Below are 26,477 nucleotides of genomic sequence, written 5' to 3'. Positions count from 1 at the left end.
CGAGGGTATTGAAAAGGAAAACCTATGCAAACCAGTTTGTTGAAGCCCAAGATCATTGCAGTTGAATCGCTTGGCGAGAGCCACGCGAAAGTGGTCATGGAACCGTTTGAACGCGGTTACGGCCACACCTTGGGTAACGCGCTTCGGCGCGTGCTGTTGTCGTCGATGGTCGGCTATGCCCCGACCGAGGTGACGATTGCAGGCGTCGTGCATGAGTATTCGACGCTCGACGGTGTGCAAGAGGACGTGGTCAACCTGTTGTTGAACCTGAAGGGCGTCGTCTTCAAGCTGCATAACCGTGACGAAGTGACGGTTACGCTGCGTAAGGAAGGCGAAGGCGTGGTCACAGCGGGCGATATCGAACTCGCACATGACTGCGAAGTCATCAATCCGGATCACGTGATTGCGCATCTGTCGAAGGGTGGCAAGCTCGACGTGCAGATCAAGGTGGAAAAGGGCCGCGGCTATGTGCCGGGCAATGTGCGTCGTTACGGTGAAGAGTCGGCCAAGATCATCGGCCGAATCGTGCTGGACGCGTCGTTTTCGCCGGTTCGTCGCGTGAGCTACGCGGTCGAAAGCGCCCGCGTCGAGCAGCGCACCGACCTCGACAAGCTCGTGATGAACATCGAAACCAACGGTGTGATTTCACCGGAAGAAGCGATCCGCCAATCGGCGCGCATTCTGGTCGATCAGCTGTCGGTGTTCGCGGCGCTGGAAGGTACCGAAGCAGCGGCGGAAGCGCCGTCGCGCGCACCGCAGATCGATCCGATCCTGCTGCGCCCGGTCGACGATCTCGAACTGACGGTTCGTTCCGCGAACTGCCTGAAGGCCGAAAACATCTACTACATCGGCGACCTGATCCAACGTACCGAGAACGAGCTGCTCAAGACTCCGAATCTCGGTCGCAAGTCGCTGAACGAGATCAAGGAAGTTCTGGCATCGCGCGGTCTGACGCTCGGCATGAAGCTCGAGAACTGGCCGCCGGCTGGTCTCGACAAGTAAGCGGACAATTCGGTCGGGGGTAAGTCGCGATTGCACTGCTGCACTAGACTGGCAAGGACGCGGATTTTCCTTTAAAATCCGCGTCTTGTCTTTTTTAACTACCGGCCCGTGCGCTCACTGTTTGCTGCCGACGCTGCAGAACGAGTGCGATAGAAGAGCTGGACCAAAACTTTGAACTGAAGGAATTAACATGCGTCACCGTCATGGTCTGCGGAAACTGAACCGCACGAGCAGCCACCGTCTGGCAATGCTCCGTAACATGTCCAACTCGCTGATCGAGCACGAAGTCATCAAGACCACGCTGCCGAAGGCGAAGGAACTCCGTAAAGTCGTCGAGCCGCTGATCACGCTCGGCAAGAAGCCGTCGCTGGCAAACCGTCGTCTGGCGTTCAACCGCCTGCGCGACCGTGACTCGGTCACGAAGCTGTTCGACGTGCTCGGCCCGCGCTACGCAAACCGTCCAGGCGGCTACCTGCGCGTGCTGAAGTTCGGCTTCCGCGTTGGCGATAACGCGCCGATGGCACTGGTCGAACTCCTCGACCGTCCGGAAGTTGAAGAAACGGAAGTGCAAGAAGCTGAGTAAGCTTTTTGGTTTGAACGAAAAGCCAGGCGCATCGCCTGGCTTTTTTGTTTGTGCGCCCAGCATGGCCGCACTCTTGCGGGTGTAAGTCCCGCCATAAGCTGGTCATAGCGAATGAAGTGAAGCGCAACTGCATGAAGGCGACCGGGTGTGGGGAGGAAGCGAGCAGCGTAAATCCCGAGCCGATGAACAAGAACCGTATAGAAGGCGCTGTGGAGCAGGGCGAGTGGGCAAACAACCACAAAGCTCTCGTGACCAAGGCGAAGCGGCGTAGATACGGCGGTTGTGCGATGAAGGAATGCGTTCTTACCTGGGGAGATCTCGCCTCATGCCGGAAAGGGCGACGGCGTCGAGCCGGAGCGAGAAGTCAGCAGAGGCCGTAGTAGTCACAGGACAGGTCGATGAGACCGAAGCTGGTGACGAAGGGCCGAACGTGAAGGAGTGTCCAGCGACATGTCGATGCGACAGGAATTGCGTCAGATGCCCGCGCAAGCGGGGCGAGCGGGAGGCACACGCGGTGAACCTGCGTCCATGCCCGTGAGCGACGAAGCCTGTTGCCCGCGCCATGAATCCGGGGGCACAGGGTCATCGCTGCTGATGGCGGCGCTGACGAGAGCGAACCTGAAGCAGGCGTTCAACGGGTACGGGTCAACAGGGGACGGTCTGGACATTGACCAGGCGTCGCGCCATCTGGCGACGGCGTGGCCCGCGATCCGTGAACAGTTGCTGAAGGGGACGTACCGGCCCAGTCCGCTACGGCGGGTGACGATCCCGAAACCGGACGGAGGCGAGCGCGAGCTTGGCATCCCAACGGTCACGGACCGGCGATCCAACAGGCGCTGCCGCAGGTGCTGCAAGCGGTTCTGGACCCCACCTTCAGCGAGCACAGCTATGGCTTCCGGCCTGGGCGACGTGCGCACGACGCGGTGTTTGCCGCGCAGTCGCATGTGCAGTCGGGCCGGCGAATCGTGGTGGATGTTGATCTGGAACGTATTGGGGACGCCGAAGTGATCCGGCTGATCCGGGCGTATCTGAACAGCGGCATCATGGATGGCGGCGTGGTTCAGCAGCGCGAACAGGGCACGCCGCAGGGCGGGCCGCTATCGCCAATGCTGGCGAACGTGCTGCTCGATGAGGTGGACAAGGAACTGGAGCGGCGAGGCCACTGCTTCGCGCGCTATGCCGACGATGCGAATGTCTACGTTCGCAGCCGCCATGTAGGGGAGCGGGTAATGGCGCTGCTGCGCCGTCTGTTTGGGCGACTGCGGTTGAAGGTCAACGAGACCGAAAGCGCGGTGGCCAGTGTGTTCGGTCGCAAGTTTCTGGGCTACAGCCTGTGGGTAGCGTCCGGCGGTGTCATCAAGCGCAAGGTGGCGACCAAACCGCTGCTGGCGTTCAAACGCCGCATTCGTGAACTGACCGGCCGTAACGGCGGGCGCAGCATGAAGGACGTGGTGGAACGGTTACGGCCCTATGTGCTGGGCTGGAAGGCGTACTTCCGGTTGGCGCAAACGCCACGAGTCTGGCTGGGTCTAGACAAGTGGACGCGTCACCGGTTGCGTGTCATCCAGCTTAAGCAATGGCGCCGCGGCCCGACCATCTACCGGGAACTGCGTGCGCTGGGGGCACCGCCCGCTGTGACGCAACAGGTGGCGGCGAACAGTCGCCGCTGCTGGCGTAACAGCGACAAGCTCCTGAATAGCGTGCTGACTCTCGGATACTTCGATCGGCTGGCTGTGCCACGCCTCTCATAACCTCAACTTCCCGAACCGCCCGGTGCCGACGCGCACGCCGGGTGGTGTGGCAGGGGTACGGCCTCATGGCCGTCCCCTATGCCGATTTGGCGGCGAATTTTTCATCGATGCGGCAAGCCGTGCCGCGGTGACCAAATGCCGCGGCCGCGCTGCGGGGCGCTCTGCGAGGCGATATGGCCAGGTGATACGATATCGGCATCGAAATCCTGCGTCGCCGGAGCCTGGTGTGAGTGTGAGAGTGACCTTGGTACTGACGACGGTGCCGGATGCGGCCGTCGCTGAAAAACTCGCCGCCAGCGCGCTCGCCGCGCGCCTTTGTGCATGCGTCACGCAGTTAGGAAGCGTGCATTCAAGCTATCACTGGCAGGGCGCGATCGAAACCGCGCAGGAAATCCAGCTGTTGTTCAAGACCAGCGCCGCTCGCGCGCTCGAACTTGAACAATACATTCAGGCTCACCATCCCTACGACACGCCGGAAATCCTCTCATGGCAAGCGACGGCCTCGGCCGCCTACGGCCAGTGGATCACTGCTGAAACCCAACGCCCTCTTCATGTTTAACGGTCTCGACCGGCGCGCGCTCGCTACGCTGCGCACCGCATTCTTTCTGCTCGGCTGCGTGTTCCTCGCGCAACTCGCCACCCTCGCGCGCGCCGCGGACGACTTCCTCGACCCGTCGGTCGCGTTCCGGTTCAGTGCGACCGAGCAGCCCGGGCAAGTCGTCGTCACCTACAAGATTGCGGATGGTTACTACATGTACCGCGAGCGCTTCGCTTTCGCGACCCGCAACGGCACAGCGACGCTTGGCGAGCCTCAACTGCCCGACGGTCACGTGAAGTTCGATCAGACATTCAACAAGAATGTCGAGACGTATCGCAACGAGGTGACGATTCATATTCCGGTGAAGCAGGCAGCCGGACCGTTCGATCTCGCGGTGACGTCGCAGGGCTGCGCCGACGCTGGCATCTGCTACCCCCCCATGGAGCGCGTTTATCACGTGAGCGGCGAGGCGCTGCAGCCGGCTGGCCGCGCAGCAGCGGGTGCAACCGCCCACCAATTCGCGCCCACTGATGACGAACCGTGGTACGAACGCGCGACCAGCGCCGACTACGCGCAGACGCTGCTACAGCGAGGCGGTTTCTTTGCGATCGTAGGGCTTTATTTTGTTGCGGGCGCAATTCTGAGCCTGCTGCCGTGCTCGTATCCGATGATTCCGATCCTGTCTGCGATCATCATCGGTGAGGGCGCGCGCGTCACGCGTGGGCGTGGTTTCGCGCTGTCGGTCGCGTATGTAATCGGGATGGCGCTCGTCTACACGGTGCTGGGCGTCGCGGCGGCACTCGTCGGGCAGAGTCTCGGCGCATGGCTGCAGAATCCGTGGGTGCTGGGCGCGTTCGGCGGCCTTCTGACGATTTTCGCGCTGTTGCTGATCGCCGGTGTGGATCTCGAACTGCCGCCGCGCTGGCGCGATCGCATGTCGAGCGTGTCAGCGGGACGCTCGGGCGGCAAATTTACCGCGGTCGCCGTGATGGGCGCGCTGTCGGCGCTGGTTGTCGGCGCGTGCATGACCGCACCGCTTTTTGCGGTGCTCGCGTTCATCGCGCACACCGGCAACGCCGTGCTCGGTGGCGCGGCGCTCTTCTCGATGGGTATCGGGCTCGGGCTGCCGCTGCTAATTATTGGCCTCGGCGCGGGCATGCTGCTGCCGCGCGCGGGCAAGTGGATGGACAGCGTAAAAGTGTTTTTCGGCGTGGTTCTGCTCGCCGCGGCGCTGTGGATCGTTTGGCCGGTGCTCGGCGGCCCGGCGACGATGCTGTTGAGTGCGCTCTGGCTGCTGATCGCGGCGGTCGCCCTCGGCCTGTTTTCCAGGTCGGTCGCGGGCTGCTCGATATGGCACCGGTTCGGGCGAGCGGTCGGAGTCGTGATGGCCGTCTGGGCGGCCGCGCTTCTAATTGGCCTCGCCGCGGGATCGTCGGACCCGCTGCGCCCGCTGGCGGTGCTCGCGGCTCGCGCCGGCAATCAGGCGGGCATCGCGAAAGATGGCTCCAGCGCGGTCGCAACGGCGTCGCAAAGCGATTTGACGTTCGCACCGGTTCGTTCATCGGAGCAGCTTGACCAGGCCGTCAAAACGGCCGCACAACCTGCCATGCTCGATTTTTACGCGGACTGGTGCGTGAGCTGCAGGGAAATGGAGAAATTCACCTTCAGCGACCCGCGCGTTCAGGCGAAGCTGAAGCAGATGAATCTGCTGCGCGCCGACGTCACTGCGAACAATACCGACGATCAGGCGCTGCTCAAGCGCTTCAACCTGTTCGGGCCGCCGGGGATTATTTTCTTCGATCAGGAGGGCAAGGAAGTGCTGCGGGTGGTCGGCTACGAATCGGCGGATAAATTCCTGCGCACACTGGATCGGGCGAGTGCGTCGGGGGTGTAATCGAACGTCGCGGGGTGCTGAAAGGCCGCTCCGGCGCAAACGAGCAGCAAAAAAAGGAGGCGAAACCCAAGGTTCGTCTCCTTTTTGTTGTCTCGACAGTCGCGTGCTAAATCGCGCGTTGATTTACTTTTGCGATCGCAGGATCTTCGCGGCATCCAGCGCGAAATACGTCAGCACGCCGTCCGCGCCGGCACGCTTGAATGCCAGCAGCGATTCCATCATGACCTTGTCGTGATCGAGCCAGCCGTTCTGCGCGGCGGCCTTCAGCATCGCGTATTCGCCGCTCACCTGGTACACGTAGGTAGGAAACTGGAACTCGTCCTTCACGCGACGCACGATGTCCAGATACGGCATGCCCGGCTTGACCATCACCATGTCCGCGCCTTCGTTGATGTCGGCCTGCACTTCGCGCAGCGCCTCGTTCGAATTGGCCGGGTCCATCTGGTAGGTCATCTTGTTGCTCTTGCCGAGGTTCGTCGCGGAACCGACGGCATCGCGGAACGGGCCGTAGAACGCCGAAGCGTACTTCGCCGCGTACGCCATGATGCGGGTGTGGATGTGGTCCTCGCTCTCGAGCATTTCGCGGATCGCGCCGATGCGGCCGTCCATCATGTCTGACGGCGCGACGATGTCGACGCCGGCTTCCGCCTGCGCACGCGCTTGCTCGACGAGGATTTCGACGGTCTCGTCGTTCATCACGTAGCCGGCTTCGTCGAGCACGCCGTCCTGACCGTGGCTCGTGTACGGATCGAGCGCGACATCGGTGAGCACGCCGAGCTCCGGAAAATTCTTCTTCAATTCACGCACCGCGCGAGGGATCAGACCCGCTGGGTTGGCCGCTTCGCGGCCTTCGGGCGTCTTCAGCGAGGGCTCGATCGCGGGAAACAGCGACAGCACCGGCACGCCCAGTTCGACGCACTGCTCCGCGACGCCCATCAGCAGATCGACCGACACGCGCTCGACGCCCGGCATCGACGGCACCGCTTGTCGAACGTTGGTGCCTTCGACGATAAATACCGGGTAAATCAGGTCGTTCGTGGTGAGGATGTTTTCGCGCATCATGCGGCGCGAGAAGTCGTCACGGCGCATGCGGCGCGGACGGTAGTGCGGGTAGAAGCTCATATCGAATCGAAGATCGTGGATAGGTGGAGTGGACAAATGGCACCTGGCTCCGCTCCCGGAAACTTTTCGAGACAATGGTATATCATACCGATCGAGCAAGGCGCCTAGCGCTGACCTCCCCGCTTCTCCTCCCTGAGCGGGTGCCTGTCGTTTTTCGATTAGGCTGTTTGACCCGCCGTTCAAGCGGCGGGTTTTTTTATGGGTGGCCGGAAATGCGCCCTCGTACGGGTATTCAAGGCATATCACGCGTCACGCGCGCTGAGGGATTCCGGTATCGATAGTGATTCAGCCCGCAGCCGGCTTTTCACCTGCTTCGTCCACCGCGCCGGGGATCAGCCAGCTCTCGATCAGCTCATGCGCTTCGTCGAGGCCCGTTCGTTTGAGCGCCGAAAAGAGCTGTGCGGTCAACTCGCCGCGATAGCCGGCGGCTCGATATTCGGCCAATCCCTTCTGCGCGGTGCGCAACGCGTTCGTGCTTTCCTGACGCGTCAATTTGTCGCATTTGGTGAGCAGCGTGTGGATCGGTTTGCCGGTCGGCGCGAACCACTCGATCATGCGTCGATCGAGCTCCGTCAGTGGGCGGCGCGAATCCATCATCAGGATCATGCCGCGCAGTTGCGAGCGCGATTGCAGGTACGTGGACAGCAACGCTTCCCAGTGAGCCTTCGCCGCCCCCGGCACCTCCGCATAACCGTAGCCCGGCAGGTCGACCAGATAGCCGGCCGGTTCATCTGCCTTGCCAACCGAAAAGTAATTAATGTGCTGCGTGCGGCCAGGCGTCTTACTCGCGAACGCAAGTCGCTTCTGATTGCAGAGCACGTTGATCGCGGTCGACTTGCCTGCGTTCGAGCGTCCTGCGAAAGCGATCTCGGGCTGCGCGGTGGCCGGCAGGTCACGCAAATGATTGACGGTGGTATAGAAGCGGGATTCGTGGAGCAGGAAGGGCATGGTGGAAGCCAGATTGGAGACGCCGCGGAGCCCGCAGCGGGAACGGGGTCAAGCCCGACTGGCGTCTAAGCGATTAGCGAGTTATTGTACAATACGATGGTTTACTGAAAACCTTGGGAGCCCGCCCCACGTGCCTTGGCGGCTCCTGGCGGTCACTCGGTCGCCGTCGTCGTACTTTGCAGAACCTCTAAAATCCCACAAGACGAGACAGGGTGTGCGAATGAATCGACTGTGCAAGACTCTGATGGTGCTTCATGTAACGGCAGGTCTTTCAGGTTTGGCAATTCAGGCACGAGCAGCAGATCCGGCAAAGCCGGACATCAATCGGGGGCAGGCAATCGCGGTACAAGTGTGCGCGTCTTGTCACGGGGCAGACGGCAACAGCGCCGGCGGTGCATATCCGAAGCTCGCGGGCCAGCATCCTGAGTATCTCGTCAAGCAGCTCCGAGATTTCAAGACGCAGCCGGGCGCCAAACAGGCCGCGCGCAATAATGCGATCATGGCAGGCATGGCCGCCGCGCTCTCCGATCAGGACATGATCAACGTTGCGGCTTACTTCTCGACGCAGACGCCCAAGCCGGGCTATGCGCACAACAAGAACACGGTCGCGGTGGGGCAGCAGATCTATCGCGGTGGGATTGCCGACCGGGGCGTGCCCGCCTGCGCGGCCTGCCACGGCCCCACGGGACAGGGTATTCCGATCCAGTTTCCGCGCCTGTCGGGACAGTGGGCCGAGTACTCGGTGACGCAGCTGACCGCGTTCACGCAAGGTCCGGGCGCTCGTAATAACAGCGACGCGATGCATGCGATAGCATCGCGTTTGTCGGACAACGAGATCAAGGCGGTTGCCGACTACATCGCGGGTCTGCATTAAGCGGTTCGCCCGCGCGAATCCAACCGGCCCGGCGAGGCCGGTGAAAAACAAGAAAAGGGTGAGGGTGTCGTAGCTACGACAGCCCTTCACCCTTTTTTGCTGTTCAGTCGGAGTTTGAATGAGCGTCACCACGTCGGGTCTGCAGTCGAAGTCGGGCAATCGCGTCATGCGCAGCTCCATCGAGCTCCTGAGCTCGATGCGTTTCGCCATTGCGCTGCTCGTGATTCTGTCGATCGCCAGCATCATCGGTACCGTCCTCACGCAGGACGATCCGTATCCCAATTACGTCAACCAGTTCGGTCCGTTCTGGGCGGACATCTTCCGCGCGCTGAGCCTCTACACGGTGTACAGCTCGTGGTGGTTCATGCTGATTCTCGGCTTCCTGATGGTGTCGGTGTCGCTCTGCGTGATCCGCAATGCGCCGAAGATGCTCGCCGATGCGAAGAGCTGGAAGGACAAGGTTCGCGAAGGCAGCCTGCGTGCGTTCCATCACAAGGGCGAGTTCGCCGTGCACGGCACGCGCGCGCAGACTGCGGCAGTGCTCGCGAAACTGTCGGCGAAGCTCGGCTACAAGTTCGTCACGCGTGAGTCGGATGGCGCGACGCTGATCGCCGCAAAGCGTGGCACGCTGACGAAGTTCGGCTACATCTCCGCGCACCTCGCGATCGTCGTGATCTGCCTCGGCGGCCTGCTCGACAGCAATCTGCCGATCAAGCTGCAAATGTGGCTGTTCGACAAGTCCCCGATCAACTCGAACACCGTTATCAGCGAGATTTCGCCCGAGCATCGGCTGTCGCAGTCGAACCCGACGTTCCGCGGCTACGCGTGGGTGCCCGAGGGGCAGCACGTGTCGACCGCGATCCTGAATCAGCCCAACGGTTCGCTGATCCAGGACCTGCCGTTTTCGATCGAACTGAACAAGTTCATCGTCGATTACTACACGACCGGCATGCCGAAGCTGTTCGCGAGCGACATCGTCGTGGTCGATCACAAGACCGGCGCGCGCGTGCCGGCGCGCGTCGAGGTCAACAAGCCATTCGAATACGACGGCGTGTCGATTTATCAGTCGAGTTTCCAGGACGGCGGCTCGCAGATGCAGATGACCGCCTTCCCGATGTCCGGCGCGAGCGCGAAACCCGCGCCGTTTGGCGGCACGATCGGCGGCAGCGCGCCGTTGAGTTCAGCCACGCCGCTCGCCGACGGCCAGACCGTCGAATTCACCGACTTCCGCGCGATCAACGTCGAAAACATCTCCAACGCCAATGGCCAGAACGATGCGCGCGGGGTCGCAGCGCAGCACTCGCTGAAGGAAGCGTTCGACGAGCGTCTCGGCTCCGGCGCGAAATCCTCGAAGCCGCTCGACCTGCACAACGTCGGCCCGTCGGTGCAGTACAAGATTCGCGGCAAGGATGGACAGGCGCGCGAGTACAACAACTACATGCTGCCCGTCGACGTGAACGGCGAGAAGATGTTCCTCGCCGGCATGCGCCTGAATCCGGACGATCCGTTCCGCTACCTGCGCATTCCCGCCGACAGCGGCGGCACGCTCAAGGAATGGATGAACCTGCGCGCCACGCTCGAAGACCCGAACCAACGCGCCATCGCCGCTCATCAGTTCGCGCAGCGCTCGGTGCCGGGCTTGAATGCGGAGCTGCAGCAGCATCTGGAGGAAAGCGCATTGCGCGTGCTGACCCTTTTTGCGGGCGCCGACGCCAGCATGAAGATGCCGAACGGCGAAACGCTCGGCGGCTTCCAGGCAGTCGCTGGGTTTATCGACCGCTCGGTACCGAAAGGCGAGCAGGAAAAGGCCGCGGGCCTGCTGCTTCGGATGCTCGAAGGTGTCACGTGGGATCTATGGCAACTGTCGCGCCAGCGGCTCGGCGAGCCCGCCGCGCCGGCCAATGCGGACACGAGCCGCTTCATCCAGAGCTCGCTTAATGCGATATCCGACAGCTTTCTGTATGGATCGCCGGTCTATTTGCAGCTTGACTCGTTCAAGCAGGTGCAAGCTTCGGTATTTCAGTTGACGCGCGCGCCCGGCAAAAAAGTCGTGTATCTTGGCAGCCTGCTTCTCGTATTGGGCATCTTCTCGATGTTCTACGTTCGCGAACGGCGTCTGTGGTTCTGGCTCAAGGACACGGACCACGGCATGAACGTCGTGATGGCGATGTCGAGCGCGCGTAAGACGCTAGACTTCGAGAAGGAGTTCGTCCAGACGCGCGACGCCGTGAGCGCCGCACTGGGCGCGAAACTCATCGAAGCAGCCGATGCCAGCCCGGCCGCTCAGGCCGCCGCCCCGTCGGCAAGCTCACAGGATTCGACCCGGTAAGATCATGGACTTGACTCAGGTTTCCTCCTCTTCTTCTGCTTCACGCGCCGACAAGGCGTTTGCGAGCAGCACGCCCGAACTCCAGCAATTCGACGAACGGCCGTTCCTGAAACGCCTGGGTATCTTTGACTGGCTGTTCGCACTCGCGCTGGTCGGGGGCGCCGGCTTTGCGCTGTCGCGCTATTACCCGTTCATGAACTACTACGACAAACTGGTGCTGGTGTGCTCGGTGCCGGTTTTCGTGGTGCTCGGCTGGCGCTGGAAGCCGGTGCGTCCGCTGATGGTGGGAATCGCCGCTCTTTCGCTGCTTGCGATCCAGATCTACCAAGGCGATCTGAGCCGCGCCGACAACGCGTTCTTCCTCAAGTATTTCCTGTCCAGCCAGTCCGCGATCCTGTGGATGAGCGCGCTGTTCGTCTTCGCGACCGTGTTCTACTGGATCGCCTTGCTGTCGCGCTCGCCGACCGGCGCCGCGATCGGCTCGAAGATGACGTGGGTGGCGGTGCTGATGGGCTTCGTCGGCATGATGGTGCGCTGGTACGAGTCGTACTTGATCGGCTCGGACGTAGGCCATATTCCGATTTCGAATCTGTATGAAGTTTTCGTGCTGTTCAGCCTGATCACCGCGCTTTTCTATCTGTACTACGAGCAGCACTACAACACGCGCGCGCTCGGCGCGTTTGTGCTGCTCGTGATCAGCGCGGCCGTCGGCTTCCTGATGTGGTACTCGGTCTCCCGCGATGCGCAGCAGATCCAGCCGCTCGTGCCGGCGCTGCAGAGCTGGTGGATGAAGATTCACGTCCCGGCGAACTTCATCGGGTATGGCAGCTTCGCGCTGTCGGCGATGGTCGGCGTCGCATATCTGGCGAAGGAACGCGGCGTCCTTGCGGATCGTCTGCCGGCGCTCGACGTGCTCGACGACGTGATGTACAAGTCGATCGCGGTCGGCTTCGCGTTCTTCACGATCGCGACGATTCTCGGCGCGCTGTGGGCCGCCGAAGCGTGGGGCGGCTACTGGAGCTGGGACCCGAAGGAGACGTGGGCGCTGATCGTCTGGCTGAACTATGCGGCCTGGCTGCACATGCGTCTGATGAAGGGCCTGCGCGGCGCTATCGCCGCGTGGTGGGCGCTGACCGGCCTGCTGGTCACGAGCTTCGCGTTCCTTGGCGTGAACATGTTCCTGTCGGGCTTGCATAGCTACGGCAAGCTGTAAGATCCGCCGCGCTGAACCGACTAAGAACCGCCGCGTGCTTTGCACCGGCGGTTTTTTCATGGTGGACGGAATATTCGTCGCGCCCCGGTGTTCACCAATCAAGCACCTGAGCAGGTACCCGTGGATGACAGGCGCCCCCAAACGGGCGATCATCAATATGGCACCGCAACGCGGATGACGCGGCGGGCCGGCAAGGAGCAGCACGATGTGGATCAAGCGAAGCGACAGAATTCAACTGACCGGCGATGACATCGCGCGCAGCGAAATCGCGCCGCGGCACGTGTTCGAGAACCGCCGACGCATCCTGCAGGCAGCGGGCGCGATGGCGCTCGGCAGCCTCGTCGGCGTGAGCGGCGAGGCGCTCGCGACATACTCGTCGCCCGATCCGAAGGCGCAGAAGCTCGCGGCGAAAACCAACACCAGGTTCGTCGCGCTCGACAAGATCACGCCGTACAAGGACATCACCACCTACAACAATTTCTACGAGTTCGGCACCGACAAATCCGACCCCTCGCAGCACGCGGGCACGTTGCGGCCGCATCCGTGGAAGGTGAGCGTAGAGGGCGAGATCAAGAATCCGAAGGTCTATGACATCGACGACCTGCTGAAGCTCGCGCCGCTCGAGGAACGTGTGTACCGTCATCGCTGCGTCGAAGGCTGGTCGATCGTGGTGCCGTGGATCGGCGTCTCGCTTTCTGAGTTAATTAAACGCGTCGAGCCGACCGGCAATGCGAAGTACGTGCAATTCATCACGCTCGCCGATCCGTCGCAGATGCCCGGGCTGTCGCAGCCCATACTCGAGTGGCCGTACTCGGAAGGCCTGCGGATGGACGAAGCGATGCATCCACTGACGCTGCTGACGATGGGCCTCTACGGCCAGGTGCTGCCAAATCAGAACGGCGCGCCGGTGCGCGTGGTGGTGCCGTGGAAGTACGGCTTCAAGAGCGCGAAGTCGCTCGTGAAAATCCGTTTCGTCGAGAAGCAGCCGCCGACCAGCTGGAACACGTACGCATCGAACGAATATGGTTTTTATTCGAATGTGAATCCGAATGTCGATCATCCGCGCTGGAGCCAGGCTACGGAACGGCGTATCGGCGAAGACGGCTTTTTTACGCCGAAGCGCAAGACACTGATGTTCAACGGTTACGGCGATCAGGTCGCATCGCTCTATCAAGGCATGGACCTGAAGAAGAACTTCTAAGGCGAGCGCGATGGCAACCGACACGCAAACTGTCACCCGCAGCGAGCCTGCGACACGGCGCACGGCGCCGATGTCGGCGGCCAAGCCGCGGGCCGCGGGCGGCGCGCGCTGGGTCGTCCCGGCGAAAGTCGCGGTCTTCGTCGCGGCGCTCTATCCGCTCGCACGCCTCGTGCTGTTTGGCCTGACCGACCGGCTCGGTTCGAATCCGATCGAATTCATCACCCGCTCGACGGGCCTGTGGACGCTCGTGTTCCTGTGCATCACGCTAGCGGTGACGCCGCTGCGCCGTCTGACCGGCGTCGCCGCGCTCGTGCGTTTCCGTCGGATGCTCGGACTCTATACGTTCTTCTATGCGACGCTGCATTTCACCACGTACCTGTGGTTCGACAAGTGGTTCGATGTGGCGGAGATACTGAAGGACATCGGCAAGCGGCCCTTCATCACGGTGGGCTTCGCCGCCTTCGTGCTGCTGATCGCGCTTGCGGTCACGTCGCCGCGCGCGATGGTGCGCAAGCTCGGACGTCGCTGGCAGACGCTGCATCGTGCGATTTACGTGATCGGCGCGCTCGCCATCCTGCATTTCTGGTGGATGAAGGCAGGCAAGCACGATCTGCTGCTGCCGAAGATTTACGGCGCGGTGATGATCGCGCTGCTGGGGTGGCGGCTGGTGGTGTGGATACGTGAGCGAAGGATGACAACGCGCCGACGGTGATTGCGCGAACCTTTCGCGTCACGCACGCTGCTGCAAAGAAAAATGGCGATGCCGAGGAGGCATCGCCATTTTTTGTTGCTGCGCTTCATTTACCGTTGGCTCTGCAGCCAGCCCCGACGTTTACGCCGGCAGAATCGTTTCGCCCGCAAACAGCTGGCCGATTTCTTCGCGCGCGCGAACTACGTGCGCTTGTGTACCATCCACCATCACTTCGGCGGCGCGCGCACGGGTGTTGTAGTTCGAGCTCATCACGAAGCCATACGCGCCGGCCGAACGGATCGCGAGCAGATCGCCGGGCTCGACCGCGAGCAGCCGTTCGCGGCCGAGCCAGTCGCCGCTTTCGCAGACCGGGCCCACCACGTCATAGACGTGCGCAGGGACGCCGCGCTTCACGACCGGCTCGATTGCGTGATACGCGTCGTACATCGCGGGGCGTGCAAGATCGGTCATTGCCGCGTCGACGATCGCGAAGTTCTTGTCCTCGCCCGGCTTCAGATACTCGAGACGCGTGAGCAGCACACCCGCGTTGCCGACCAGCGAGCGGCCAGGTTCGAAATAGACTTCGCGGTGACCGTGGCCGCGCGCTTCGATGCGATCGAGCACCGTGCGCACGAACTCGCCGATTTCCGGCGGCGTCTCGTCGTCGTATGTGATGCCGAGGCCGCCGCCGACGTCGATATGGCGAATCGTCACGCCGTCCTGCTCGATCTGCTCCACGAGCTCCAGCACTTTGTCGATTGCGTCGAGGTAAGGCGCGACTTCGGTGATTTGCGAGCCGATATGGCAGTCGATGCCGACCACCTCGAGATTCGCCATCGCCGCGGCCGCCTGATAAGTGGCACGTGCATCCTCGAACGCGACGCCGAACTTGTTCGTCTTCAGGCCGGTGGAAATGTACGGATGCGTTTTCGCGTCGACGTCGGGATTCACGCGCAGCGACACCGGCGCCTTCTTGCCCATCTCGCCCGCCACCGCGTTGAGTCGATCGAGCTCGGGAATCGATTCGACGTTGAAGCATTTGACGCCCGCCGCGAGCGCGTCGCGCATTTCGCTCGTCTGCTTGCCGACGCCCGAAAACACGGTGTTTTCCGCTTTGCCGCCGGCCGCGAGCACGCGCGCGAGTTCGCCGCCCGACACGATGTCGAAGCCCGCGCCGAGCCGCGCGAATACGTTCAGCACCGCCAGATTGCTATTGGCCTTGACGGCCACGTGCACGCTCGCGCGACGCCCGGCGCAAGCGCCCGCATAGGCGTACCACGCCGCGGTGAGCGCGGCGCGCGAATAGACGTACAGCGGCGTGCCGAACTGCTCGGCGAGGGAAACGGCGGACACGCCTTCGGCGTGCAATACGCCGTCGACGTAGTCAAATGCGGATCGAGTCATGCGAAAGTCTTATTGAGCGGAAGGGACGGCGGAGGCGGGCAGCGGCACTGCGGGAGCCGATGCCGCCGAAGCGGGCGGCGTCTTGAGTTGGTCTTCGGGGGCGAGCGTGAGCGGCGTACCCGAGGTGTCCGGGATCGAATCCGTGTCGGCGGTATTGCCGGTAGCCGGCTGCGTTTGATCGGTCGACGGTGTTTGCGTGCGATGAGCCGGCGGGGCAGGCAGCGGCGGTACGGTTGGCAGATAAAGCGAGCCGCGTTGGCCGCAGCCGGTGAGCGCACAACCTGCGAGAATGGCTAAAACCGCTACAATCGCGCGGCCGGGCGCTGCCGCGCGCATCCGAGTTACGACTCGCATGACTGTCCCTGAATGAATAATCGATGGAGTTTAGCATGTCCGATAGTGATTACCTGACCCGTGCGGAAGCCGTACTGGCCGCCATCGAGAGCGCGCTCGACGACATCGACGCCGACATCGAGCTCGAGCGCAGCGGTAACGTTCTGACGCTCGAATTCGAGAACCGCACGAAGATCATCGTCAATCTTCAGCCGCCGATGAGCGAGATCTGGATCGCGGCGAAGGCCGGTGGTTTTCACTTCCGTTTCGTCGACGGCGAATGGCGCGACACGCGCAACGGCTCGGAGTTTTTCGCGGCGCTGTCGCAGTATGCGACCGAGCAGGCTGGCGAGCCGGTGCAGTTCGCCGCGCAATGAGCGTGGCGCGACAAGCGCGAAGCACGAGACGCTCTCAAAACAAAACCGCCGCGTAATCAACGCGGCGGTTTTTTCTTTTCTGACGGGACGTCGACGCGGCCTCAGTGCCCGCGGAACAGATTCATGATGTCCTGCTTCTCCTGCTCGCCGACCTGTTCCGGCGCGGCGGCCGCGGCGCTCGCCTGGGCGTCGAGCGTCGCCTGACTGACGCCGACCGTTGCGATGAACCCGTGGCCCGGCGTGAAATCGTCGAAATAAAGCTCCGAGCCGATTTCGCTGACGTCGTCGGGGCGTGCCATCTTGTACTCGGGCACACCCTTCAGCGCGCGTCCCATGTACTCGATCCACACTGGCAGCGCGAGGCCGCCGCCGGTTTCCTTGTCGCCGAGGCTGCGCGGATTGTCGTAGCCGATCCACGCGATCGCGGTGAGCGTGTGCTGATAGCCGGCGAACCACGCGTCGCGGGAATCGTTGGTCGTGCCGGTCTTGCCGGCGAGATCGGTGCGCTTGAGCACGTTGCTCTTCGCGCCGGTGCCGTGCTGCGCGACGCTTTGCAGCAGGCTGTTCATCACATAGGCGTTGCGCGGTTGGATTGCATACGGTGCGTTTCGGCCGGCCACGAGCGGCTGCGCTTGCGCGACGCCGCCGCCGCGCTGATCGGTGACTTCCGCGATCAGATAAGGATTGATCCGGTAGCCGCCGTTGGCGAACACCGAGAACGCGCCCGCCATCTGCAGCGGCGTCACGAGGCCCGCGCCGAGCGCCATCGGCAGATAGGCGGGATGGCGATCCGCGTCGAAGCCGAAGCGCGTGATGTATTGCTGCGCGTACTTCGGGCCGATCTGGTTCAGGATGCGGATCGACACGAGATTCTTCGACTTCTGCAGCGCGGTGCGCATCGTCATCGGACCGTCGAAGCCGCCGCCGTAGTTCTTCGGCTCCCACGCCTGGCCGCCGGTTTCGGCGGCGCTGAAAAAGAGCGGCGCGTCGTTGATGATCGTCGCGGGCCCGAGGCCTTTTTCGAGCGACGCCGAATAAATGAACGGCTTGAAGCTCGAGCCCGGCTGACGCCACGCCTGCGTCACGTGATTGAACTTGTTCTTGTTGAAGTCGAAGCCGCCGACCAGCGAACGGATCGCCCCGTCCTGCGGCACCACCGAGATGAACGCGCCTTCCACCTGCGGCAATTGCGTGATCGACCAGTCGCCCTCTTCATTCTTCACGAGCCGCACGATCGCGCCGGGCCGGATGCGCTGATTCGGCTGCGCGCGCGGGCCGAGCGCGAACTGCGCATAGCGCAGGCCGTCGCCCTGAATCGTCGCGACGTTGCCGTCGATGAAGGCCGCCTGCACTTCCTTCGGGCTCGCCGCCGTGACGACGGCCGCGATGATTTCGCCGTTGTCGGGATGCTCGAGCAGCGCGTCGTCGATGGCCTGCTCGCGCTCGTCCGCGTCGGCCGGCAGATCGATGAACGCCTCCGGGCCGCGATAGCCGTGACGGCGCTCGTAGTCCATCAAGCCTTTGCGCACCGCGTGATAGGCGACGTCCTGATCGGCCGAGTCGATCGTGGTTACGACGTTCAGGCCGCGCGTGTAGGCTTCCTCGCGATACTGCGCGTACATCATCTGCCGCACCATTTCCGCGACGTATTCCGCGTGCACGCTGTACTCCTTGCCCATGCCCTTCACGACGAGCCGCTGGCGGCTCGCCTCGTCGTACTGTTCCGGGGTGATGTAATGCAGTTCGTACATGCGCTGCAGGATGTATTCCTGGCGCACCTTCGCGCGCTTCGGATTGACGACCGGGTTATACGCGGACGGCGCCTTCGGCAGACCGGCGAGCATCGCCGATTCGGCGAGCGTCAGGTCCTTCAGATCCTTGCCGAAGTACACGCGCGCCGCACTCGCGAATCCGTACGCGCGCTGACCGAGATAGATCTGATTCATGTACACCTCGAGAATCTGATCCTTGCTCAGCTTCGACTCGATCTTGTACGCGAGCAGCATCTCGTAGATCTTGCGCGTGTAGGTTTTCTCGCTGGACAGAAAGAAGTTGCGCGCGACCTGCATCGTGATCGTGCTCGCGCCTTGAGTCGCATGGCCGTTGGTCAGCGCGACGATGCCGGCTCGCGCGATGCCGGTCAGGTCGACGCCGCCGTGTTCGTAGAAGCGCGCGTCCTCGATCGCGAGGATCGCTTTCTTCAGGCTGTCGGGCACGTCCTGGATGTGCACGATGTCGCGCCGCTCCTCGCCGAATTCGCCGATCAGCACGTGGTCGGCCGTATAGATTCGCAGCGGCACCTTGGGTTGATAGTCGGTCAGCGCATCGAGTGACGGCAGGTTCGGCGTCGCGACGACGAGTGCATAGCCGAGCACCAGCGCTACGCACACGATGCCCGCCACAATCAACCCGACAAAGCCGAGGATCAGTTTCAGCCATAACGGACGTTTGCGCTTTTTCGGCGCGGGCGGCGGAGACGTAGGAGATGTGGCTTGCATAGGAGTACCGGAAAAACAGTCCCGCGATTATAGCCGCCAGGGTTTTTCTGCTTTCGGAAGGCTTACGAATGGCGTGCAATCGGGCGTGCAATCGGCACTCGCCAGGCGGCGCGGGAACGACTTCGCTGTAGTCCCAACTGTAGTCGCTTTGATGCCGCTCGGGGCGGCTTCGCAGCCGCGTTAGCCATTCGGCTGAATGTCGTTAGGACGCGCGTCTGCCGACAATGATCCCTCGTTATTCGCGTTCAGAGGGAGGGCGGTATGGCTTATAGGAATTCATGGCTTCAGGCGGTGCGGGAGGGCCGGCAGCGTTTCGCCGCCGGCATCGACGTCGGCTCGCAAAACGTGCGTCTCGTGGTGGTGAGTCAACGCGCACGGGGCGCGCTGCATCTCGAACATATCAGCACGGTGCCGCTCGCGGCCGGGGTGATGGCGGGCGCCGAGATCGTCGATCGGCAGGCCGTTTCGCGGGCATTGCGCGATGCGTTCGCCGGCTTGCCGCGCGTATGCGCGACCCACGCGCTGCGCTGCGCGATGGCCGTGCCTGCGTCGGCCACGCTGACGACGACAGTGCCGCTCGCGCGGCTCGCCGCGCAGAGCGACTGCGAGGCGGAGGACGGCGGCGTCGCGCTCGCCGGACTCGCGCCCGCGGTGATGGGCGAAGCCGAGCGCATCGCCGGGCTCGAGCGTCATGCACTCGCGGTCGACTGGTACGTCGACGAGACACCGTCTCCGCAGCGCTCGGTGAAGATCGCCGCGACCTCGCGTCAGCATCTGGAAGCGCGGATCGAATGCGCGGCGACCGCGGGCATTTCGCTGTCCGCTATCGATGGCGAACCGCACGCCGCATTGCGCGCACTGCGCCATGCGGCGAATCGCGAACTCGACCCGAACGAACCGTACGCGGCGGTGTGGGTCGGTACGGACGGCGTGTACGGCTGGAGTGTCGTCGATGGCGCGAACGTCGCCGAAATGCGCTATCCGGCGCCCGAGCATGCCGATCTCGCCGACGCGTTGCGCGATCTCACGCACGGGCCGGAGTTCGACTGCGCGCTGATCGGCGGCGAAATCGAACTGCTCGACGGCGTCGGCTTTTCGCTCGCCGATATCGGCGACGTGCTCGGCTGCTCGGCGCTGCCGTTCGAGTGCGCGCTGCTCGGCAGCCACGCACGGCCGCTCGACGACGCGTTGCTGCACGAGCCGGCTGGCGCGGTCGCGTTTGGGCTCGCGTTGCGTGGGGTGCTGGAATGAGGGGCGCTCTGTCGTTTTCATCTGGCGTGGCCGCGAGTCCCGGTCGGTGTGACCAGCGTGCCGCTGTACCGTGGCTAGGCGGCTTCAATCTGCTGCCGTACCGCCAACGCAACGCGCGACTCGCACGGCGCCGCTGCATGCGCGACTGGGCCGTGGCGGCGTGCGTCGGTGCCGCGGGCGTGCTGCTCGTCGCCGGTTGGCAGAGCTTTGCCGCGGCGCGGTTGGATGCGCGGCGCGCGGCTGTCGAGCAGGCGCTGACCCCGCTCGCCGCGCCGCTCGCGGAGCACGCGAAGTTGTCGCGGGCCGAACAGGCGCAACGCGAAGCCGCGGGGCGCGCCGCGAGTCTCGCGAGGCCGCTCGCGCATCTGCGCGATCTGCTCGACGCGCTGAGCTTCGAGCCCGGCGAGCGCATCGTGTTGCGGCAGTTTCGACAGCGCGAGTACGAGACCGAATTGCTGGCGACTTCGAGCGGCCATATCGCGTCGGCCGAGTGGCTCAAGCGGCTCGGCGCGATTCACGGCGTGCAGGGCGCGGAGATGCGCGATTTACGTCGGCCGACGGGGAAGGGCGGCGCATCGACGGAACCGGCGATTGGCGGACCGGTGGAATTCGATGCGCGCCTGCGCTGGGACGAACCGCCGCTCCAAGCGACGCACGCGTCGCGGGCCGCACGAAAGGGAGGTGCACGATGAGCACGACATTTTTCGAGCCGGGCGGTGCACCGCACGGCGCCGCGTTCGTTTCACGCTGGGTCAAGCGGGCGCGTATGCCGCTCGAGGCTTGGAGCTCGCACCGTCGCTGGCTCGTCGCGACGGCAATCGCCGCGCTGGTGTTCGCCTTCGGCGCGTACGGCTGGAACACGGCCGATCTCGCCGGACTGGAAGCGAGCCGCGCGGCGCTCGCGCTCGGCACGCAGCGTCTCGCGCAGGCGCGCCACGCGCTAGCGCAGCTGCCGTCGCTGCGCCGTGCAGCCGCGGTGATGCCGGCCACGGTGTCGAGCGCCGTGCCGTGGAATTCCGCCGACGACGTGCGAATCGTCTCCGAGCTGGCCACGCAGAGCGGCGTCCTGTTGCTCGCGGTCGAACCGGGCGCGGCGAGCGGCGAGGGCGTCGAGCGCAAGCGCGAGCTGCAGCTCACCGCGCGCACGGACTTCGTCCACCTGATGGCGTTTTTCCACGGGCTCGCGCAACTGCCGGTGCTGATCGTTCCCGCCGATGTGACCGTCAAGCAGGACGGCAAAGGTCTCGCGGTGGCCGCGACGCTGCAGGTGTACGACGCGCTGCGACCGCCGTCCGCGACCCTGGCCGCGAGCGCCGGCGCAAGCGCTGACCCCGACGAGGCCGCCGACGATGACGACGAAGGTCTCGTATTCTTCGATCCGTTTGCGAAGCCGCAGATCTCCGCGAGCGGCGAGCCGGGCGATGTTTCCGAGTTGCGCCTCGTCGGTCTGCTGCGCGATCGTACCCGCGGGCTCGCGCTTCTCGACACACCAGACGGCACGACTACGGTCGTGGCCGGGCAGCAACTGGGCGTCGAGCGGGTCACGCAGCTCGACGCGCTCGGCATTACGCTCGCGAACGGCGGCGCGACGCGCACGCTGACGCTGATGCAGACGGAGGCGTCATGATGCGCACACTCAAGCGATTGAGAGTGGGGATGTTGCGGGGCGAACGCGAGGTCCGTGTCGTCTGCGGGGTGTGTTTCGGGCTCTACGTCGCTGCCACGCTGGGCGTTGGGGTCGCACAGGCAGCGACGCCACCGTTGCTACCGCCGTTGCCGACTTACGCCGCGCTCGACGATCCAGCCGTATCGGCCAATCCCGCCCACGAGACAGCGCCGCTGCCGAGCGGCGGCATCGGCCAGGCGGCGAATCCGTTCGGCTATGTTTCTGCGCCAGGCGCGGCCCCGGACCCGGACACCGTCGAGCCGGCCCCGCGTGCCGCGATAGCGCCCGACGCTTCCCCGGACGACGACGCCAACGGCCAGATCCTGCCACCGTCGCCAAAACAACCCGCCGTTACCGCCCGCGACGAAGGCGCCGGCACGCCCAGTCTTGAGGGCCCGCCGGTTCCGCTGCCGCCGCGGCCGCGCCTCGCCGACGCAGCGGCCAGTGCCGACTCGGGTCTTCCCGCGGGCAACAAGCCGATTTCGCTGAACTTCCAGCATGCGCAACTCGGCGCGGTCCTGAAAGCGTTCGCCGAGTTCACCGGCCTGAACATCGTCGCCAGCGACAAAGTGCGCGGCGCCGTGTCGATACGGCTCGATCAGGTGCCGTGGCGCACCGCGTTCGACACGCTGCTCGACGTCAACAATCTGGCGATGGAGCGCCACGGCAACGTCATCTGGGTCGCGCCCGCCGCCGAACTCGCCGCGCGCGAACGTCAGCGCTTCGAAGCTCACGCGCGCGCCGCGGACCTCGAACCGCTCGCGAGCCGCACGTTCGAGCTGCACTACGCGCACGCCGAGGACGTGCGGCGCCTGCTGACCGGTTCCGGCACCCAGCGCGTGCTGTCCAAACGCGGCGCCGTCACCGCCGATCCACGCACCAACCTGCTGTTCGTCACCGATCTCGCTGGGCGGCTCGAACAGATCGCGACGCTGATCGCCTCCGTCGACCGGCCGACTCGCCAGGTGCTGATCGAGGCGCAGATCGTCGAAGGCGACCAGGGCTTTTCGCGCAATCTCGGGGTGCGGCTGTCGCTGGCCGGCACGAGCGCGGATGGTACGTCGAGGGGGCTGACGGGAGGAGCGGACGGCACCGTGTACGATCTGTCGGCCCGTCCGATTTCCGGATTCGATGCCGCGACCGCCGGCCTTACGCTATTCGCGGCGCACGCTACACGGCTGCTCAATATCGAACTCTCGGCGCTGGAATCAGAGGGACATGGGAAAATCGTGTCGAGCCCGCGGGTCGTGACGGCGGACCGGATGAAGGCGATCGTCGAGCAGGGCACCGAGCTGCCATATCAGGCGAAGGTCGGCCAGGGCGTATCTGGCGTGCAGTTTCGCCGCGCGACGCTCAAACTGGAGGTCGAGCCGCAGATCATGCCGGATGGCCGCGTGGTGCTCGATCTAGACGTCGCGAAGGACAGCGTCGGCGAGCAGACCGACGCCGGGCCCGCGATCAACACCAAGCACGTGCAAACACGCGTCGAGGTCGAGGATGGTGGTACGGTGTCGATCGGCGGAATTTACGAGACTGACGACCGCGACGACGTCGAGCGGGTGCCCATCCTTGGCAAAATACCGGTTCTGGGCGCGTTGTTCCGCCATCGGACTCATCGCGACACGCGCAGTGAACTGGCGGTTTTCATCACGCCGCGCGTGGTGCGGGAAAATTAGGGCATCTAGGGCACGCTTGCGCCGCCGTCCGTCGGCGGCGCGCAGGCTCGACAAGGCAGCCGCTTTGCCAGTAAGCTGCGGCACGAACTACACCGGATTAGCCAGAGGACACCGTTGCAAGCGCGGGACGCACACGCCAATGTTTTTTTCGTAGGCCTCATGGGGGCAGGAAAGACCACTGTGGGTCGGGCGGTTGCGCGCCGTCTCGAGCGCCCGTTCTTCGATTCGGACCATGAAATCGAGGCGCGCACGGGCGCGCGCATTCCCGTGATCTTCGAGCTCGAGGGCGAAGCGGGCTTTCGCGATCGCGAAGCGAGCGTGATCTCGGAGCTGACCGCGCGCGACAATATCGTGCTCGCGACCGGCGGCGGCGCGGTGCTGCGGCCGGAAAACCGCGAAGCGCTGAAAAGCCGCGGCCTCGTAATCTATCTGCGCGCCAATCCGCATGACCTGTGGCTGCGCACGCGGCGCGACAAGAATCGTCCGCTGCTGCAAACGGAAGACCCCAAGGCTCGCCTCGAAGCGCTCTATGAAGTGCGCGACCCGCTGTACCGCGATTGCGCGCACTTCGTGATCGAAACCGGCCGGCCCTCGGTCAACGGACTCGTCAACATGGTTCTGATGCAGCTCGAGATGGCCGGCGTCGCCAAACATCCTGCGTCATAATGGACCGTATGATTACCGTCAACGTCGAACTGGGCGAGCGCGCCTACCCCATTCATATCGGTGCCGACCTGATCGGCCAGACCGAGCTGTTCAAGCCGCATATCGCCGGCAACTCGGTCACGATCGTTACCAACAGCACCGTCGATCCGCTTTACGGCGACAAGCTGCGCGCGGCGCTCGCGCCGCTGAGCAAGCAGGTGTCCACGGTCGTTCTGCCGGACGGCGAAGCGCACAAGAATCTGCAGACGCTGAACCTGATCTTCGACGCGCTGCTCGGCTCGCGCGCGGACCGCAAGACCACGCTGATCGCGCTCGGCGGCGGTGTGATCGGCGACATGACCGGATTTGCCGCCGCCTGCTACATGCGCGGCGTGCCGTTCATCCAGGTGCCGACCACGTTGCTGTCGCAGGTGGATTCGTCGGTCGGCGGCAAGACCGGCATCAATCATCCGCTCGGCAAGAACATGATCGGCGCGTTCTACCAGCCGCAGGCGGTGATCGCCGACATCGGGGTATTGCGGTCGCTGCCCGAGCGCGAACTCGCGGCGGGCATCGCCGAAGTCATCAAGACCGGCGCGATCGCCGATGCCGGTTTCTTCACCTGGATCGAGGCCAATATCGAGGCTTTGAACCGCTGCGAACCGGCGGCGTTGACCGAGGCGGTCAAACGTTCCTGCGAGATCAAGGCGTCGGTGGTGGCGCAGGACGAGCGCGAAGGCGGTCTGCGCGCGATCCTGAACTTCGGCCATACGTTCGGCCACGCGATCGAAGCCGGGCTCGGTTATGGCGAGTGGCTGCACGGCGAGGCGGTCGGCTGCGGAATGGTGATGGCAGCCGATCTGTCCGTGCGCCTCGGCCATCTGGACGAAGCGTCGCGCAAGCGACTCGTCGACGTGGTGCTTGCCGCGCATCTGCCCACGCGTGCTCCCGCTCTCGGCACGGATCGCTACGTCGAGCTGATGCAGATCGACAAGAAAGCGGAAGGCGGCGCGATCAAGTTCATTCTGCTGAAGCGTTTCGGTGAGACGCTGATTACCCGCGCGCCCGACGCCGAAGTGCATGCGACGCTGGCCGCCGCCGTCTAGTTTCAACACGGCCCTGCAGCCACGCTTCACGCACCCGCGTCACGAGGCGCCGCCCATGTTTCGGAGAACCCGGTGACTGACAGGCGCAGCGACGATATCCAGCATGACTCGACAAGCGCGCGCGCAGGCGCCGGGAACGGCGCGATCGGCGCCACGGCCATCGCCGCCGATGCCGCCGCCGCGGTCGCCGCACCCGCCGTCCCCGCGCCGACCCAGCAGGCGCTCGAAGCGCATCTCGCGCCGTACGCGGCGCATTCGAGCCAGTCGCGCGGGCGCCGCTATGCGGAAACCGCGCCGAGCGCGCGCACCGAGTTTCAGCGCGACCGCGACCGCATCGTCCACTCCACCGCGTTCCGGCGACTCGAGTACAAGACTCAGGTATTCGTCAATCACGAGGGCGACCTGTTTCGCACGCGCCTCACCCATAGCCTCGAAGTTGCGCAGATCGCGCGCTCGGTTGCGCGGAATTTGCGCGTCAATGAAGATCTGGTCGAAGCGATTTCGCTGGCGCACGATCTCGGCCATACACCGTTCGGCCATGCCGGCCAGGACGCATTGAACGAATGCATGCGCGAGCACGGCGGCTTCGAGCACAACCTGCAGAGTCTCGCGGTCGTCGACGAACTTGAGGAGCACTACGGAGCATTCAACGGTCTGAACCTGTGCTTTGAGACGCGCGAGGGCATCCTCAAGCATTGCTCGCGCGACAACGCGCGCCGGCTCGGCGAATTGGGCGAGCGCTTTCTCGAAGGACGTCAACCGTCGCTCGAAGCGCAGATCGCCAACGTCGCCGATGAAATCGCGTACAACAATCACGACGTCGACGACGGCTTGCGCTCCGGTCTGCTGTCGCTCGAGCAGCTCGCCGAAGTGGAGCTCTGGCAGACGCATTGTGAGGCGGCGCGCGGCGACTACCCGCAGATCGAAGGACGTCGGCTGATTCACGAGACGGTGCGGCGCGTGATCAATACGCTGATCGTCGATCTGATCGAGACCACGCGGGCCAATCTCGCTCGCTACGCACCGGCGTCACTCGACGACGTGCGCGCGGCGCCCCCGCTCGTCGCGCACAGCGATGCAATCGCGGCTCAGGCCGCGGCGCTCAAACGCTTTCTGTTCAGAAACATGTACCGCCACTATCGCGTGATGCGCATGGCCAACAAGGCACGCCGCGTCGTGGTCGGCCTGTTCGACGCGTTCACCGACGATCCGCGGCTGCTGCCGCCGGACTATCAATCGAGCGATGCGACGCGCCAGCCGCGTCTGATCGCGCATTACATCGCGGGGATGACCGATCGCTACGCGCTGAAGGAGTATCGGCGGCTGTTCGTGATCGACGATAACTAGTCGTTAGCGGCGAGGCGCGGCAAGGGGG

The 26,477-nt window shown here is 64.0% G+C and carries 22 protein-coding genes and 1 pseudogene; 18 read left to right on the top strand and 5 right to left on the bottom strand.

The genetic code is table 11. From position 1 onward, the window contains the following. Window positions 1-24: 24 nt before the first annotated feature. The 5 genes and pseudogenes from rpoA (at window position 25) to dsbD (ending at window position 5,768) form a co-directional block, all read left to right on the top strand. Complete coding sequence (rpoA, locus tag AB3X86_RS29585) at window positions 25-1,002, top strand: DNA-directed RNA polymerase subunit alpha (RefSeq protein ID WP_007730697.1); 978 nt, start codon at window positions 25-27, stop codon at window positions 1,000-1,002. 190 nt (window positions 1,003-1,192) lie between these two features. After that, window positions 1,193-1,585, top strand: a complete 393-nt coding sequence (gene rplQ, locus AB3X86_RS29580; RefSeq protein WP_013090750.1) for a 50S ribosomal protein L17 — start codon at window positions 1,193-1,195, stop codon at window positions 1,583-1,585. A gap of 450 nt (window positions 1,586-2,035) precedes the next feature. Continuing rightward, window positions 2,036-3,336: pseudogene (gene ltrA, locus AB3X86_RS29575) on the top strand (group II intron reverse transcriptase/maturase). Between the two features lie 232 nt (window positions 3,337-3,568). Next, window positions 3,569-3,895, top strand: a complete 327-nt coding sequence (cutA, locus tag AB3X86_RS29570) for a divalent-cation tolerance protein CutA (protein WP_368598750.1) — start codon at window positions 3,569-3,571, stop codon at window positions 3,893-3,895. Beyond that, window positions 3,888-5,768: a protein-disulfide reductase DsbD gene (dsbD, locus tag AB3X86_RS29565; RefSeq protein ID WP_368598742.1), complete on the top strand. Its 1,881-nt coding sequence runs from the start codon at window positions 3,888-3,890 to the stop codon at window positions 5,766-5,768. Before cutA ends, dsbD begins: the two co-directional genes overlap by 8 nt. Window positions 5,769-5,891: 123 nt before the next feature. Here the strand turns inward: dsbD and hemB are convergent, their stop codons facing one another. Continuing rightward, a complete protein-coding gene (gene hemB / locus AB3X86_RS29560) occupies window positions 5,892-6,890 on the bottom strand; it encodes a porphobilinogen synthase (RefSeq protein ID WP_013090747.1) in 999 nt (332 codons plus the stop codon). Window positions 6,891-7,175: 285 nt separating this feature from the next. Next, window positions 7,176-7,838 carry a ribosome biogenesis GTP-binding protein YihA/YsxC gene (gene yihA, locus AB3X86_RS29555; RefSeq protein ID WP_368598741.1) on the bottom strand — a complete coding sequence of 221 codons (663 nt, stop codon included), beginning with the start codon at window positions 7,836-7,838 and terminating at the stop codon, window positions 7,176-7,178. Between the two features lie 220 nt (window positions 7,839-8,058). Here yihA and AB3X86_RS29550 point away from each other — a divergent pair, with 220 nt between their 5' ends. From AB3X86_RS29550 to msrQ, 5 genes are all read left to right on the top strand, one after another. Beyond that, on the top strand, window positions 8,059-8,712 hold the full coding sequence (locus tag AB3X86_RS29550) for a cytochrome c (protein ID WP_368598740.1): 654 nt from the start codon (window positions 8,059-8,061) through the stop codon (window positions 8,710-8,712). A 118-nt stretch (window positions 8,713-8,830) separates the two neighbouring features. After that, window positions 8,831-11,041, top strand: coding sequence for a cytochrome c biogenesis protein ResB (locus tag AB3X86_RS29545; RefSeq protein WP_368598739.1), 2,211 nt, complete (start codon window positions 8,831-8,833; stop codon window positions 11,039-11,041). Between the two features lie 4 nt (window positions 11,042-11,045). Further along, complete coding sequence (gene ccsB, locus AB3X86_RS29540; protein ID WP_368598738.1) at window positions 11,046-12,254, top strand: c-type cytochrome biogenesis protein CcsB; 1,209 nt, start codon at window positions 11,046-11,048, stop codon at window positions 12,252-12,254. A gap of 205 nt (window positions 12,255-12,459) precedes the next feature. Next, complete coding sequence (gene msrP, locus AB3X86_RS29535) at window positions 12,460-13,455, top strand: protein-methionine-sulfoxide reductase catalytic subunit MsrP (protein ID WP_176124245.1); 996 nt, start codon at window positions 12,460-12,462, stop codon at window positions 13,453-13,455. A gap of 10 nt (window positions 13,456-13,465) precedes the next feature. Next, window positions 13,466-14,167: a protein-methionine-sulfoxide reductase heme-binding subunit MsrQ gene (gene msrQ, locus AB3X86_RS29530; RefSeq protein WP_368592726.1), complete on the top strand. Its 702-nt coding sequence runs from the start codon at window positions 13,466-13,468 to the stop codon at window positions 14,165-14,167. 120 nt (window positions 14,168-14,287) lie between these two features. Here msrQ and lysA read toward each other — a convergent pair whose 3' ends face one another. Then, window positions 14,288-15,550 carry a diaminopimelate decarboxylase gene (gene lysA, locus AB3X86_RS29525; RefSeq protein ID WP_368598737.1) on the bottom strand — a complete coding sequence of 421 codons (1,263 nt, stop codon included), beginning with the start codon at window positions 15,548-15,550 and terminating at the stop codon, window positions 14,288-14,290. Window positions 15,551-15,559: 9 nt separating this feature from the next. Beyond that, entirely contained in the window at window positions 15,560-15,904 is a 345-nt protein-coding gene (locus AB3X86_RS29520; RefSeq protein WP_368598736.1) for a lipoprotein, read from the bottom strand. Between the two features lie 35 nt (window positions 15,905-15,939). On the opposite strand from AB3X86_RS29520, the gene cyaY reads away from it, so the two are divergent. Beyond that, entirely contained in the window at window positions 15,940-16,260 is a 321-nt protein-coding gene (gene cyaY / locus AB3X86_RS29515; RefSeq protein ID WP_368598735.1) for an iron donor protein CyaY, read from the top strand. A 101-nt stretch (window positions 16,261-16,361) separates the two neighbouring features. Here cyaY and AB3X86_RS29510 read toward each other — a convergent pair whose 3' ends face one another. Further along, window positions 16,362-18,758 carry a penicillin-binding protein 1A gene (locus AB3X86_RS29510; RefSeq protein WP_368598734.1) on the bottom strand — a complete coding sequence of 799 codons (2,397 nt, stop codon included), beginning with the start codon at window positions 18,756-18,758 and terminating at the stop codon, window positions 16,362-16,364. A gap of 261 nt (window positions 18,759-19,019) precedes the next feature. On the opposite strand from AB3X86_RS29510, the gene pilM reads away from it, so the two are divergent. The 7 genes from pilM to AB3X86_RS29475 all read left to right on the top strand — a co-directional run bounded on the left by pilM (window position 19,020) and on the right by AB3X86_RS29475 (window position 26,449). Further along, window positions 19,020-20,009: a pilus assembly protein PilM gene (gene pilM, locus AB3X86_RS29505; RefSeq protein WP_368598733.1), complete on the top strand. Its 990-nt coding sequence runs from the start codon at window positions 19,020-19,022 to the stop codon at window positions 20,007-20,009. Next, window positions 20,006-20,701: a fimbrial assembly protein gene (locus tag AB3X86_RS29500; RefSeq protein ID WP_368598732.1), complete on the top strand. Its 696-nt coding sequence runs from the start codon at window positions 20,006-20,008 to the stop codon at window positions 20,699-20,701. The genes pilM and AB3X86_RS29500 overlap by 4 nt, the downstream gene beginning before the upstream one ends. Further along, on the top strand, window positions 20,698-21,636 hold the full coding sequence (locus AB3X86_RS29495; RefSeq protein ID WP_368598731.1) for a hypothetical protein: 939 nt from the start codon (window positions 20,698-20,700) through the stop codon (window positions 21,634-21,636). Before AB3X86_RS29500 ends, AB3X86_RS29495 begins: the two co-directional genes overlap by 4 nt. Beyond that, the gene (gene pilQ / locus AB3X86_RS29490; protein ID WP_368598730.1) at window positions 21,633-23,351 is read left to right on the top strand and encodes a type IV pilus secretin PilQ; all 1,719 of its coding nucleotides are present in this window, start codon (window positions 21,633-21,635) and stop codon (window positions 23,349-23,351) included. Before AB3X86_RS29495 ends, pilQ begins: the two co-directional genes overlap by 4 nt. A 114-nt stretch (window positions 23,352-23,465) precedes the next feature. Next, window positions 23,466-24,017 (top strand): shikimate kinase, encoded by a 552-nt coding sequence (locus AB3X86_RS29485; RefSeq protein ID WP_368598729.1) that lies wholly within the window; start codon window positions 23,466-23,468, stop codon window positions 24,015-24,017. Further along, window positions 24,017-25,102, top strand: coding sequence for a 3-dehydroquinate synthase (aroB, locus tag AB3X86_RS29480; RefSeq protein ID WP_368598728.1), 1,086 nt, complete (start codon window positions 24,017-24,019; stop codon window positions 25,100-25,102). The genes AB3X86_RS29485 and aroB overlap by 1 nt, the downstream gene beginning before the upstream one ends. 159 nt (window positions 25,103-25,261) lie before the next feature. Further along, window positions 25,262-26,449 carry a deoxyguanosinetriphosphate triphosphohydrolase gene (locus tag AB3X86_RS29475; protein ID WP_049870230.1) on the top strand — a complete coding sequence of 396 codons (1,188 nt, stop codon included), beginning with the start codon at window positions 25,262-25,264 and terminating at the stop codon, window positions 26,447-26,449. The last annotated feature ends 28 nt before the right edge of the window (window positions 26,450-26,477 follow it).

The organism is Paraburkholderia sp. BR14374, assembly GCF_040948685.1.
In the GTDB taxonomy this organism is placed as follows: domain Bacteria; phylum Pseudomonadota; class Gammaproteobacteria; order Burkholderiales; family Burkholderiaceae; genus Paraburkholderia; species Paraburkholderia youngii.
This window is presented reverse-complemented; position numbering and strand designations above follow the sequence as displayed.